A 13942-nucleotide genomic window follows, 5' to 3' on the forward strand; every position below is an offset into this window, starting at 1 on the left:
TTTTTGAGCTAGGCACCAGCGTTTTCCTGTTTGACACTGCACATTCCCAACCTAATGAAAAAGACTTTTTTGACGCTCGCCGCTGCTGCCACTTTGGCCACTGGGGCGCCTTTGATGGCATCGGCCCAGACGTCGGCCGTCACTAATGCCATTCTTAACCAACGTACCGGCCTGCTTGATAAAGCGCGGATAGATATTGACAAGGCGATTGTCAATGAAAAGACCAGCGGTAAAGCCAAAACTTGGTTTACTCGTGGGCAGGTTTACGAAGGCATGTTGGAAAGCCCCATCTACTCCAAGCAGCTGCAGCCGGGCGAAGGCTTGCAGAAGGCGTACGAGTCGTACAGCAAAACCATCGAACTTGACACGAAAGATGGTGAATTCGGTAAGCAAGTCATGCCTCGTATGGATGCACTGTATGGTCGAGCTTTCAACGATGCGGTAAACAACTATAATGCTAAGGATTTTGATAAAGCCATTAGCAGTTACAAGTTAGCGTCGAAGATAAAGCCTCAGGATACTACTGCAGTCTTGTATTCGGCCTATGCCTACGAGGCTAAGAAGGATTATGTGGGTGCGAAAGCCAGCTATAACCAATTGTTGGCTTTGAATTACAAATCGCCAGCAGTTTATGGTCGTTTGTTGCAAATGGCGCGTGAGCAGAACGACAATGCTGAAGCAACTAAAGTGTTGCAACAGGCTTTGGCTGCTTACCCTAACAACAAAAATTTCATGCTCGAAGACTTGAACGCTTCGCTTGCAGGTGGGAAAGGCGAAGATGCAATCGCGAAAATAAATAAGACCATTGCTGCTGACCCGACCAATTCGAACCTTTACGCTGTGCGTGGCTCGCTGTACGACCAGCAAAAGAAAAACGACTTAGCCGTTGCTGACTATCGCAAGGCTATTGAGCTTGACTCCAAGAATTTTGATGCTCAGTACAACCTTGGTGTATATAATTACAACAAGGCAGCTGAAGCGTACACGAAGGCCAGCAAGATGGATTTGAAGTCATACCAGACGTCAGGTCGCGGCCTTGAGGCTACTGGTAAGAAGTACTTCGAGTCGGCTGTTCCTTTCTTCGAGAAGGCCCTGGAAGTGCAGCCCACTGACCGCAATACGCTTACGTCTTTAAAGAAAATTTACTTCCGCTTGGGTCGAAACGCTGATTCTGAGCGTCTTCAGGCACGGCTTGATGCTCTTGGCAAAAAGTAAGTTTTATCTGATTCGCAGAGGAGGAGGCTTACTGTACACGGTGGGCCTCCTTACTTTATGGAAGTTAACTTAACATAATATAAATTATAAGACAATTGTAGCTTTTGATTAAATATAGCTCTGTACTGCGAGTTTGACCATTTTACATGAGTATGGAGTTTATATATCTTGCTTGTTGTATATACGACGACTGGATTGGCCCTATTCTAATAACCACGTGATTTTCATGCGGCTGGAATTCGTGTATGCTACTTTACTCACATGTGTTCCCAAGTCCTAGGTGCCCAGCTTGAGAAATTTCAATTCAAGCTGTGATGTTCTTTGTTGTCCTTTTAATTTAAGGCGGTGGTCTAAGTTAGAATGGATTTTGTATTGGGCTGAAGTATAGCTGCGCCGCTTGCGGCAGCGCGCAGATTCACTGCAACGGGCACAGCGGCGGGCATGACCGCTATTGCTGCAACGCCAGCGGGCACCTGGCCTGTCTTGTGCCCGCCGCGGTCGAGCAGGCGGCCCGATACGCCCAGTTGGAAAAGCTCTTAGCCCAGTGCAACTCGCAACTCGCAACGCAGCATCGTGTGCGTGAGCGTGGGTGCTGGGCCGGCGTGATGCGGACACCGCCCAGTGGCTCTGGCAGGCGTTGCCCAAGCGCTACTGCCGCTACTGCTGGTCCTTCACCGACTTGTTCCCCGTCTACGCCCAAGCCTTGCCCGTGGATTCTTACCGCCCTTGCCCCAAAGGCGAATGCCAAACCAATATTGTCGAAGTTTTAAATTGCTCCTTGTGCCAGCGGTGCGGCCTGTTGGTGTGTAACTCCTGCTCGTTTAGCCAAGCTTTGCTCATGCACGCGGCGCGAATTATTCGTTTTTTCTTGACTTTAACCTATTGGTTTTAAATATCATCACTATAATATCGTTCAGCCATACCCCTGCCCTACTTGCACAAATACAAGTAAAAAAAGTTTAAAAAATACAATTGATTTTATACTATTATGTGCTGTGCATATCATCTTTTATTAATTCTTCTTGCAAAAGCTTAACGAAGAAGAAATTATGATAATCACCCGAGTTAATTACTCTAGGATTGTGCTATAACTCTAGTTTCTGAGTGACGCTTCTGTATCAGAAGTAACAAACGAGTACAAAGCAATAGCGATATCAATAGTGGGCAGAATCACCATACCAAAGCATATAAAAGTATAAAATTTCACTCATTTTTTAACTTTTTTATACTTTACTCGTTTACCAGATAACAAGTACTTACCTACTACGCCAAATGCCTAAACTTATAGACTACCCTCGGACCAGCTATACCGGCGCATGGGAACTAGCTGAAATAGTCGACGACACTGGTGGAAAGAGCTCCATTGAGACAGCAGCACGAAAGCTAAACCGCAAGGTCAGTGGATCTTTTAAAGCCATCATTGGTTCCGCTGTAAAATTCGGATTGATGACCAGCAAGCGAGAACTGTTGACCACCACTACCCTATTCAGACGCATTAAACATGCGTATGACAAAGCAGAAGAACTGCAGTTTCACCGAGAGGCTTTTCTTACACCACCATTATTTACGCAACTCTGCCGGAAGTTCCGTAATCGGGAACTTCCAGTACAGATGCTCGATGTAATGCTCATTAGAGAGTTCGGGGTGGAGGAAATCAACGCCCAGAACGTCGCGAAAGCCTTTGTAGATGGGTGCCGCATGTGTGGACTGCTTGATGAGCGAAACATCATCGCAGACATAGACGCCCTAAGCAATGCACGTGCCCCCAGACGCGAGATTGCCAGCACACCCCCCAATATTAATACCTTCACTGCTGCCCCAACGGCTCCTACAACCAACTCAGAGCATGTTGGGAAAAACGCAGCTCACAACTCAGCCATTGGGTTATTTACGCAGCCTGCTGAGTCGTTTATTCACACAGCAGCACCAGAATCTGAACGCACAAAGCCGAACCAGGACGTCATTGCCAATTTATTTGGGCTGTCAAACAGTGCAGATGAGAATTCAGAAATAACTCGCTCTCGTCTGACTCCACCGGCCCAGGATGCACACATACAACAGGCTTCTTCACCGGAGCTAAACACACCGGCCATCCCTACGGGCATAGTTAATACCAACACTCACACTACGCTACAACCTTCTAATACAAGTGTGTATCAAATGCAGATGAGCGGGCCTGGAGTAAATACCATCCTAGACATCACCGACGAGGCCGACCTGGCCATTGCCATTGCTATGCTGGAAAAGATTCGCCGGCAGCTGCGTGCGAATCAATAATTGATTAATTGACACGGCTAGGCTTGATGTGACTACAAGCTTAGCCGTGTCAAAATACAAGCTTAGCCGTGTCAAAATACAAGCTTAGCCGTGTCAAAATTTACCAGCCTCAGACCGTATCCTTACTTCTCGTTCAGATGGCGCGTGTTAGGCAACTTGTGCCGGTCCTGCAGCACCGTTATAACTTCGGCAAACGGCACCCCCGCTCCTACCAGCAATACAAGCAAATGGTAGAGCAAGTCTGCCACTTCTCCGGGCAAGGTATCGCGGTGGCCAGCAACAGCATCAATTACCGTCTCAACAGCTTCTTCGCCTACTTTTTGCGCAATTTTCGGCATGCCTTTCTGAAAAAGGGACACGGTATAGGAAGTAGGCGCGCGCTCTGGAAACTGGTGCCGCTCAACCACCAACTGCTCTAATTGCGCCAGAAAGCCCACCGCAACCGAGGGGGCTGCCAACTCATCGGGCTGCATAAAGCAGCTGGTAGTACCTCGATGACAGGTGGGACCGGCTGGTGTCGCCATAATCAGCACCGTATCGGCATCACAGTCAACATGCAGGCTATTTACCTGCAAGAAGTTGCCACTTTCTTCGCCCTTGGTCCACAGCCGGTTTTTCGACCGCGAAAAGAAAGTTACACGTCCCTCCTCTCGGGTTTTAGCCCACGACTCTGCATTGACATAGCCAAGCATGATAACCTGACCTGTAGCTGAATCCTGCACGATGGCGGGTGCCAGGCCAGTAACGGGGTCAAAACGGAGCGTATCAAGGGAAGCGGGCTGTGCGAACATCTACAGGTGAACAGGAAAATGAAGAGAAAGAGACGATTAAGGCCGCACAGCAATGCCAGCGGACTGTAAATAGCTTTTGAGAGCCGGAAGGGCCGTCTCGTTGAAGTGAAAAATGCTGGCGGCCAAAGCCGCATCAGCACCGCCCGCCATAAAAACATCCGTGAAATCTGACGGCTGACCCGCGCCGCCCGACGCAATAACCGGAACCGGCACGGCATCGGCTACGGCCCGCGTCAGTTCCAGCGCAAAGCCAGATTTGGTGCCGTCGTGGCTCATGGAAGTAAGCAGCAATTCGCCAGCGCCTCGCTCAGCTGCTTCGCGGCACCAGGCAACGGCTTCGCGGCCTGTGGCCGTGGTGCCAGCACGCGTCATCACCTGCCACTCGCCTGCTACCTGACGGGCATCAACGGCCACCACGATGCACTGCGAACCGAAGCGTCGGGCTAATTCATTAATGAACTCCGGACGGGCCAGGGCAGCTGAGTTAATGGAAACTTTGTCAGCGCCGCTCAAAAGCAATGCTTCCACATCAGCTACAGTGTTGATGCCCCCACCCACAGTGAAAGGAATATCAAGAACCCGGGCAATATTGCGCACCAGCTCAGTGAGTGGCTGGCGCCGTTGGTTCGTAGCTGTAATATCCAGGAAAACCAGCTCGTCAGCCCCTTCGAGCGCATAACGCTCAGCCAAAGACACCGGGTCGCCGGCATCGCGCAGTCCTTCAAATTGAATGCCTTTCACCGTACGTCCATCTCGGACATCAAGGCAGGGAATCAGACGTTTCTTAACCACGAACGAAGTACTTTAAAAGAGTGGGGTTGGCACGCAATTGCGCTAAACAAAGCGCTGTAAGTCTGCCAGGGCAATGCTGCCTTCATAGAGGGCTTTGCCGATAATGGCTCCGTGCATACCAATAGCAGCCAAAGCTTCTAAATCGGCGATAGTGGTGACGCCCCCACTGGCCACGAACCGGGCCGTTGGAAACTGCTGCACCAACTGCTGGTAAGTTGATTGGGAAGGCCCCTGAAGGAGTCCGTCCTTGCTTACATCGGTGCAAATGAACGTGGTGGCTCCCGCAGCCAGGTATTGCTCGATAAAAACGGTGAGCGTGAGCGTGCTTTGCTCAGCCCAGGCATTGATAAGAATGTGGGCACCTTTAAAATCGGCTCCCAGAAAGATGGCATCCGCACCATGGTTTGCCAGCCAACGCTTTACAATATCGGGTTGACGTACCGCCAAACTGCCTGCGGTGGCATGCTTCGCACCGGCATTCAGTACCTGAGCCAAAGCCTCATCGGTTTGGATACCGCCGCCAGCATCGATATCAAGGCTGGTACGTTGGGCAATGGCTTCGAGTACGGCCAAGTTAACTGGCTTGCCAGCACGCGCACCGTCGAGGTCGACCAGGTGCAGGCGACGCAGGCCGGCATCAGCGAAGCGTTGGGCGACAGCTACCGGGTCGGCATCGTAGGTGGTCTGGCGGGCAAAATCGCCGGCACTGAGGCGGACGCATTGTCCATTGATAAGGTCGATTGCGGGAATAATCTCCAAAACAGCAGCTATATTAAGTAGGTGTTAGAATGCCAGGAAGTTGGCTAGAATACGAGTGCCGACCGCACTGCTCTTCTCGGTATGGAACTGAACGCCGTGAAAATTGCGGTACTGCACTGCCGCACTAAATGCCGTGGGGTGAGTAGCCTGTGCGGTTGTGTAGTCACCTACCGGCGCATAATAGCTGTGCACGAAGTAAACGTGGTCGGCCTCCGTCAGCCCCTTAAAAAGGGGCCCGCGTAGCGCCTGCAGGTTGTTCCATCCCATGTGTGGCACTTTGTGCTCGGCATCGGGAACGAAGCGCTGCACCCGAAAGGGCAACAGGCCCAGCATGGGCGTATCATTTTCCTCGCTGTGCAAGCCTAGCAGCTGCATGCCCAGGCATATGCCCAAAAATGGCTGTGTCAAAGTAGGGAGCACCCGGTCGAGACCGGCTTCGCGCAAGGCCTGCATCGCCGAGGACGCTTCTCCTTCACCTGGAAACAAGACTTTGTCGGCGCGATGCAATACCTCGGGGTCGGAAGTAAGAGTAGGCTGGGCCCCAAGCCGTTCAAGCGCGAAAAGTACCGACTGCACATTTCCACCTTTATAGTCCACGACAGCAATTTCCATACAAGTACATATTTACCCAAATGGGTAATGTGAATCAATTTTACAAAATGCCTTTCGTGCTGGGAATTGCGCCGGACTCGTCCCGTTGCAGCGCCATTTTAATGGCTTTGGCAACCGCTTTAAAGATGGCTTCTATTTTATGATGCTCGTTGTCGCCCTGACAAGAAATGTTCAGGGTTGCCCGCGAGTTGTCGGTGAATGACTTAAAGAAGTGAAAGAACAGTTCGGTTGGCAGGTCGCCAACCCGTTCGCGTTTAAACTCAGCATCCCACACCAGCCAAGGGCGACCCGAAAAGTCAATTGCGGCCTGCGCTAAGGCTTCATCCATCGGCAGCAGGAAACCATAGCGAGCCAAGCCCCGCTTATCGCCCAGGGCCTGAGCGAAGGCTATGCCCAATGCCAAGGCAGTGTCTTCGACGGTATGATGTTCATCAATGTGCAAATCCCCTTTTACACTTATGTGTAAATCGACACCACTATGACGACCGAGTTGTTCCAGCATGTGGTCGAAGAATCCCAGCCCGGTGTGAATGTCACATTTACCAGAGCCATCCAAATTGAGTCGAATAGCAATCTGGGTTTCGTTGGTGTTACGCTCGATAACAGCGACGCGCGCCGGGTACCGGAGGAAACGATAGATTTCGTCCCAACTGGTGGTGGTGAGGGCAGCACGAGGGTCGGGCTCCCCTCCTATCAGGATGGCTTGACTACCGAGGTTCACGGCTAGTTGCACATCGGTAAGTCGGTCGCCGATGACGAAAGAGTTCGCCAGGTCATATCCATTGGCTGAGTCCAGGTACTGCGCCAACAGCGCGGTGCCGGGCTTGCGCGTGGCCAGGTTTTCATGCGGGAAGCTCCGGTCGACGTGTTCGGCAGCAAAATGCACCCCCTCGGTTGCCAGAATATCACGCATAAGCTGATGGGCAGGCCAGAAAGTGTATTCCGGGAAGCTAGCCGTGCCCAGCCCGTCCTGGTTAGTTACGAGCACCAACTCGTACTCGGGCAGCTCTCGGGCGATGCGTGCCAGGTTACTGATAGCGCCGGGTAAAAACTGGAATTTATCGGGCGTGAGGCCGTCGATTTGCTGGCTCGGCTGGGGTTCCACCAGAATGGTGCCGTCGCGGTCGATGAACAAAGCCTTTTTCAAATCAATCATCAGTAAGCGGTGAGAATTAAAGAATAGCTGGAACGTGGGTGCCCTTAATTTGTAGGCACTGCTGTTCCTATTTCGGCCAGCGCCTGTACCAATTGAGCATTTTCAGAAGCTGTACCGACGGTTAGGCGCAGGCAACCAGCACAACCGGGTTGAGTGGTACGGTTCCGAACGACAATGCCTCGGCTGCTTAGCTCATCGTACGCCGCAGTAGCGTCGACGTTGAAGCGAACGAGCAGGAAGTTGGCATCGGAAGGAAAAATGTGCTCGACGATGGGCAGTTGCGATAACTGCTGGCCGAGCCATTCGCGCCCCTGCAGCAATTCGGCGCGCATGCCGGGCAGTTGCGGCGCATTGGCCAGGGCGGCCAGCGCGTGCTGTTGGGTAGCTGCCGAAATGTTGTAGGGCGGCTTAATTTTGTTGAAGTAGCTGATGAGCGTAGGCGAGGCGTAGGCCACTCCAAGTCGTAGCCCGGCCAGTCCCCAGGCCTTCGAGAAAGTTTGGAGCACCACTAACCGCGGAAATTCGGTTAAGCGACTAATCCAGCTGAGAGCGTCGGCAAAATCTGCATAGGCCTCATCAACCACCACCAGCCCACGGAAATTTGCGAGAATGGTTTCGATGGCTTCCTGGGCCAGCAGGTTGCCGGTTGGGTTGTTGGGGGAGCATAAGAACACCAATTTGGCTTTGGAAGCCGCCAGAGTGGCTGCAGCATTGGCCGGCAACTGGAAATCGGCGGTGAGTGGCAGTCGCTTCACCCGCACATCGTTCAGGTTGGCGGCTACCTCGTACATGCCATAAGTAGGCGGGCAAATAACGATGCTGTCCTGCCCTGGCGTGCAGGTAAGGCGCACGAGCAGGTCAATGGCCTCATCCGAACCATTGCCAAGAAAAATCTGGTCTGGGCTTACGCCCTTTATAAGGGCCAAATCTGCTTTGATAGCGCGCTGGTGCGGGTCGGGGTAGCGACTAAAATCGTCGGGGCCTACCGAGCCCAGGCTGTTTTCATTGGCATCGAGCATCACCGGGGCTAAACCTTCGAATTCATCACGGGCCGAAGAGTAGGCCTGCATGCGCTCAACACTAGGTCGAATGAGGCCAGCGTACGGGTTTGCGGGTTTTGCCATTAGTGCAGTGCCATTAGATGCACTTCCTGCGGCCAGGGAAGCCAGCCGAACCGTAACGGCGCGAGCATGAGCAACGAGGCCCTCAGCTTCGGCCATGGTTTCCACAACCGGACCAATGGCTTGCAACCCCACCGACGACAAACGTTGGAAGGTAATTTTCTTCACGAACGAATCGAGCGACACGCCGCTGTATTGCCGGGCATAGCCGCTGGTGGGTAGCGTGTGGTTGGTCCCTGAAGCATAGTCGCCCACAGCCTCGGGCGTGAGATTTCCCAGGAATACCGAGCCGGCGTTGGTTACCTGCGTAGCCTGAGCGTCGGCGTTATCGGTGGCTATTATCAGGTGTTCAGGAGCGTACTGGTTCGAAAAGGCCAGCATGGCCGCCGCATCGGGCAGCAGAATGGCCCGGCTATTTTCCAGGGCCTGGGCGGCTACTTTGCGCCGTGGCAGGGTCTCCAACTGGCTCAATACTTCGGCCTGCACTTTCTCCAGCACTTCCTGCGAGTCGCTGAGCACAATTACCTGCGAGTCGGGCCCGTGTTCCGCCTGCGAGAGCAAGTCGGCAGCCACAAAAGCCGGATTGGCGCTGGAGTCGGCAATAACAAGGACTTCCGAAGGGCCGGCCGGCATATCGATGGCCACGCCGTACTCGGCCGCGGCTAGCTGCTTGGCGGCGGTGACGTAGCGGTTGCCAGGGCCGAAAATCTTGTCAACGGCTGGTACAGAGGGCGTGCCCAGGGCTAAGGCAGCCACGGCCTGTGCTCCGCCAGCCTTCACGACTTTATCAATGCCCAGCAGTTGGGCAACAAATAAGATAACCGGGCTAATGGAACCGTCGAGTTGCGGCGGAGTACACACCACTACCTCGGGGCAACCGGCCAGGCGGGCTGGCACACCCAGCATCAGCAAGGTGCTGAACAAGGGCGCGGTACCGCCGGGTACGTATAACCCCACGCGTTGCACGGGCACCGAACGCCGCGAGCAAACGACACCGGGCATGGTTTCGAGGCGGATTTCGGGCTCCCGCTGGGCGGTGTGGAAGGCTTCGATATTGGCCTTAGCCTGGCGAATGGCCGCCTGAAGTTCGGCTGGCACCTGCGCAATTGCCGCTGCAAATTCTGCTTCCGAAACCAGCAAATTGGTTAGCGTGGCTTTGTCAAGCTCTGCCGCAAGCTGGCGCAGGGCGGCGTCTCCACCGGCGCGAACCTGCTCAAAAATAGCGCGAACACGAGCGGCGACCTGGGGGGCTTCGCCCGCTGCGGGGCGTTGCTGGAGTGAGGGCCAGGTTTCAGGGGCGGGATTGGGAATAAACTGCATGGCGGGGCGGCTAGGCAATCATTTTCTCGATGGGTAACACCAGAATGCCCTCGGCCCCAACGGCTTTGAGCTGGCTGGTGATGTGCCAGAAGTCGTCTTCCTGCACTACCGACTGCACCGATACCCACCCGGCTTCGGCCAGCGGCGTAACGGTGGGCGACTTAATGCCGGGCAGCAGCCGGCGTACTTCTTCCAGCGCCGAAACCGGGGCATTCAGCAAAATGTACTTGCTGCGCTTGGCCCGGCGCACGGCCTGCATCCGGAACTGCAGTTGGGCCAGCAGGTCGGCCTGCTCGGCGCTCAGATTGGGCTGGGCAATGAGCACGGCCTCGGAACGAAACACGGTTTCTACCTCGCGCAGGCCATTGCCCAGCAGCGTCGAGCCGCTGCTCACGATGTCGCAGATAGCCTCGGCCAGCCCAATGCTGGGCGCAATCTCGACGGAGCCGCTAATGGTGTGCAGGTGGGCCTGGACGCCATTTTCGGCCAGGTAACGGCCCAGAATGTTGGGGTACGACGTCGCAATATTTTTGCCCTGCAGCGCTTCCACCGAGGCATAAGCATCGGCCCGGGGCACGGCCAGGCTCAGGCGGCACTTGCTGAAACCGAGGGGTTCGACTTCGAGGTTGGGGTAGCCGGCTTCCACCAGCACATTCTGGCCCACAATGCCAAGGTCAGCGACGCCGTCCTGCACGTACCCGGGAATGTCATCGTCGCGCAGAAACAGGATTTCGAGCGGGAAATTGGTCGCTTCGGTTTTGAGCTTGTAAGAGCTGCTGATGAAGTTGATGCCGCATTCACGGATGAGGGCGAGCGAGTCCTCGCTGAGGCGACCGGACTTCTGAATGGCTAAACGGAGCATGAATTGGGTAAGTAACCGGGAACGCGACGCAGAAGGTCGCGAAAGACTAAGCAGGCAACGACGGCCTGTTGTTTGACTTCCCGGAAATAAAAAGGTGTGGCGGGCAGCTGGCAAGCCCCCGAACGCGGCGGTGGAGACTCGGGCTACCGGTGCTGAATTAGCACCCGGCGCACAGCCCGGCCTCCCACAGATGGTGGTGATGGTGGACACCCGCAACGGCCTGGCCGCCCACCAGCGGGGCAGCAGCAACAGCACAAATTACAGCGGGGAATAGGGTCATCGGGTGCAAATGTAATACGAATATGCCAGTGGTGCCATACATGGGCACAATTTTATTGGTCCGGTAATACCACAGGGCAGCGCTAAATTTTTTTTTTAGCAAGGCCAAAAACCAAGCAGGGGCTAGAAACGTGCAATCAGACGCAGGTTGATGAGGCGCTGCGAAAGGTAGTTGGGCACCGAATAAGTCACGCCGTTTACATCCTGCAGGTAGCTGTAGCCGCCCACATTGTTTGCCCCCAACACGTTCAGGATTTCCAAGCCCAGCCAGAGGTTATCGAAGCTGTAGAAATGTGCTTTCGCTGCGCCGGTGTTTTTCAGGCCAATAACTTTGGAGAAACCCAGGTCAACGCGCTTGTAGCTGCGTACCAGGGCGTCGGTCCCCCGCAAATCGGGCTGGTTGGGCGGGCTGAATGGCAGGCCCGAGCCAAACACCAGGTTCACGTATCCCCGCACCGAAGGGTTATTGGGCAAATGGTCCTGGAAAAAAATGCCCACGTTCAGGCGCTGGTCCTGCGGCCGGCGGATGAATCCTTTGGACTCGCGGCCAATGGTTTTGCCAGCGGCATCCAGCACATTGGCTGAATCGCCGGCCACGTTTTCCTGCGTGGTGAGGATGCCCAGGCTGAACCAGGACTCCGCTCCTTTCACGAACTCGCCGCTGAGCCGGGCATCGAAACCGGCAGCGTAGGCGCGGGCGTTGTTCTTGCCGAAGTAGCGCAGCCGTACGTTGTCGACATCATAAGGCACCACGTCGGTAAGGTACTTGTAATAGACTTCGCTCGTGAACTTGAACGGCCGCCCGAACCCCTGGAACGTCACATCCTTGCCCACGATGAAGTGGTAGGATTTCTGGGCGCGCAGCTCCACGTTCAGCTGGCCGGTTTGCACCAGCGGCTGGGTAGGGTTGCTGCGCTCGCCGGCCTGGGTGCGCAGCTCGCGGTAGAAAGGCGGCTGGTAGTACACGCCCACGGCTGCTTTCAGGGAGCGGTTGGGATGGCGGCGGCTGATTTGCGAGAACTGCACCCGCGGGCTGATGACGAGCTGGCCGTTGGTGGTCCAGTAGTGGGCCCGGGCGCCGTAGGTTAGCGTGCGCAGCGAGTCGAGGTTCCAGGTATCCTGCACGAAGCCCTGGCTGCGGGTGCTGAGCAGGCTCAAATCGGAAAGCAGGCGCGTGCGCCGGGCGTCGGGTACGAAGTCGGCCGAGTCGGCGTAGCTGTATTCGTCGAGGCGGTCAGCAATTTTCTCGCGACCAATTTTAGCTCCCCACCGCACGGTGTGGTTGGTGACGGGCGCCCACCGTCCCCGGGTTTCGGCGGTGAATATGCGGGCCGTGAGGTTGTTGCGGGAATGCTTGAATTCGGACCCCAGGTCCCGCTCGCGCACGGCCTGATTGAAATCGCGCGAGCTTGGGTCGCGGTTGATTTCGGCAAACCGATACGCCGCTTCCACGTCGCGGTACTCGAACTCGCGCGAAATCAGCGCCGAGCCCAGCAACTCTACTTGCAACCGGGAGGTGAAATCATGCTTCAGGTTGAGGCCGCCCTGATAGGTATCGAACTGCATCCGCTCGCGGCCGCCGTAGCCAATAAACACCCGCGTGAGCTGGTTGACGCCGGTTGAGAACGTCGACTCGCCGGTTTCGGGCGAGAAGCGGTAGTCGTTGTGCGCCACCACGCCCATCAGGCCCAGGGTGGTGCGCTGCAAGTCATCCTTGCGGCCCAAGCCAATGTTGACAAACGCCTGCGCATCGTAGAAAGTCGGGTTGTAGCCACCCTGTGCCTGCCTCAACGAGCTAAGTACGTATTGGGCATTTTTGTAACGTACGCCGGCCAGGTAGCTCACCCGACCATTGGCCGAGCGGGCCTCGGCATGAGCAGCCCCGCCCACCAGGCTAGCTGTGATGGAGGCCGCAAACTTCTCAGGGGTTTTGTAATCCACGCTCAGCACCGAAGCCAGCTTGTCGCCATACTTAGGCTGCCAGCCGCCGCTGCTAAACTCCACCTGCTTCACCAAATCGGCGTTGATAAAACTCAGGCCTTCCTGTTGGGCCGAGGTGACAAGAAATGGCCGGTAAATCTCGAAGCCATTCACATACACCAGGTTCTCATCGTAGTTGCCGCCGCGCACGTTGTAGGTGCTGCTCAGCTCGTTGTTCGACATTACGCCGGGCAACGTTTTTAGAATAGCATTGAAATCGCCGAACGGCGACGGAATTTCCTTCGCTTGGCGCGGGTCGATGCGGGTAAGACTCACTTCCTCGCGGGTATCGCCCTGGCTGCCGCGGGCCGTAACTTTTACCGTGCCAAGGGCTTTGGTGTCGAGGCGCATGGTCAGGCGCAGGGCCCGGTTAGCATCGGCTGGCAGGCGCAAAGACTGGCGGATGGGTAGGTAACCCAGCCGGCGCACCACCAACACCAGGGTCGTGCCAGAGGCTGGTGCGGCCACCCGAAGGCGAAAGCTGCCGTCGGCGGCGGTATTGGCACCAGTAGTCTGGCCTTCAACTGCCACAGCGGCAAGCTCCAGGGGCTGCCCGTTGGTATCGCGCAACGTGCCAGTAATGGTGTATTCGCCTGGGCTAACAGCAGCGTTTTCGCCCGGATTCTGCGCGTGGGCTGGCAGCGTGGCCAGCAATAGCGGCCCCAGCACAACCGTGCCGACCAGCAGCCAGCGTCCTGAAAATGGGAGAGATGAATGCGGCATCGGGGGCCGGGTCGGCATAGCGGGTAATTTCACGAAGCAGAGAACGAAGAGCCCG

Annotated in this window: 10 protein-coding genes; 2 read left to right on the forward strand and 8 right to left on the reverse strand. The window is 55.4% G+C overall.

The window, feature by feature from the left end; all coding sequences use genetic code 11:
• The first annotated feature begins 54 nt into the window (after positions 1–54).
• Positions 55–1215 (forward strand): tetratricopeptide repeat protein, encoded by a 1161-nt coding sequence (locus ABD837_RS02500; protein WP_345049875.1) that lies wholly within the window; start codon positions 55–57, stop codon positions 1213–1215.
• Positions 1216–2487: 1272 nt separating this feature from the next.
• Entirely contained in the window at positions 2488–3492 is a 1005-nt protein-coding gene (locus ABD837_RS02505) for a hypothetical protein (protein ID WP_345049877.1), read from the forward strand.
• A 122-nt stretch (positions 3493–3614) separates the two neighbouring features.
• Here ABD837_RS02505 and hisIE read toward each other — a convergent pair whose 3' ends face one another.
• The 8 genes from hisIE to ABD837_RS02545 form a co-directional block, all read right to left on the reverse strand.
• Entirely contained in the window at positions 3615–4283 is a 669-nt protein-coding gene (gene hisIE, locus ABD837_RS02510) for a bifunctional phosphoribosyl-AMP cyclohydrolase/phosphoribosyl-ATP diphosphatase HisIE (RefSeq protein WP_345049879.1), read from the reverse strand.
• A gap of 36 nt (positions 4284–4319) precedes the next feature.
• A complete protein-coding gene (hisF, locus tag ABD837_RS02515; protein ID WP_345049881.1) occupies positions 4320–5075 on the reverse strand; it encodes an imidazole glycerol phosphate synthase subunit HisF in 756 nt (251 codons plus the stop codon).
• Between the two features lie 42 nt (positions 5076–5117).
• Entirely contained in the window at positions 5118–5834 is a 717-nt protein-coding gene (gene hisA, locus ABD837_RS02520; protein ID WP_345049883.1) for a 1-(5-phosphoribosyl)-5-[(5-phosphoribosylamino)methylideneamino]imidazole-4-carboxamide isomerase, read from the reverse strand.
• Between the two features lie 24 nt (positions 5835–5858).
• Positions 5859–6446 (reverse strand): imidazole glycerol phosphate synthase subunit HisH, encoded by a 588-nt coding sequence (gene hisH, locus ABD837_RS02525; RefSeq protein ID WP_345049885.1) that lies wholly within the window; start codon positions 6444–6446, stop codon positions 5859–5861.
• Between the two features lie 40 nt (positions 6447–6486).
• On the reverse strand, positions 6487–7593 hold the full coding sequence (gene hisB, locus ABD837_RS02530) for a bifunctional histidinol-phosphatase/imidazoleglycerol-phosphate dehydratase HisB (protein ID WP_345049945.1): 1107 nt from the start codon (positions 7591–7593) through the stop codon (positions 6487–6489).
• A 53-nt stretch (positions 7594–7646) separates the two neighbouring features.
• Positions 7647–10043: a histidinol dehydrogenase gene (gene hisD, locus ABD837_RS02535; RefSeq protein WP_345049888.1), complete on the reverse strand. Its 2397-nt coding sequence runs from the start codon at positions 10041–10043 to the stop codon at positions 7647–7649.
• A gap of 10 nt (positions 10044–10053) precedes the next feature.
• Positions 10054–10905, reverse strand: a complete 852-nt coding sequence (gene hisG, locus ABD837_RS02540) for an ATP phosphoribosyltransferase (RefSeq protein ID WP_345049890.1) — start codon at positions 10903–10905, stop codon at positions 10054–10056.
• A gap of 402 nt (positions 10906–11307) precedes the next feature.
• Positions 11308–13920 carry a TonB-dependent receptor gene (locus tag ABD837_RS02545; RefSeq protein WP_345049892.1) on the reverse strand — a complete coding sequence of 871 codons (2613 nt, stop codon included), beginning with the start codon at positions 13918–13920 and terminating at the stop codon, positions 11308–11310.
• Positions 13921–13942: the final 22 nt, after the last annotated feature.

It is taken from the genome of Hymenobacter glaciei (assembly GCF_039539585.1).
GTDB classification, from domain to species: Bacteria; Bacteroidota; Bacteroidia; order Cytophagales; family Hymenobacteraceae; genus Hymenobacter; species Hymenobacter glaciei.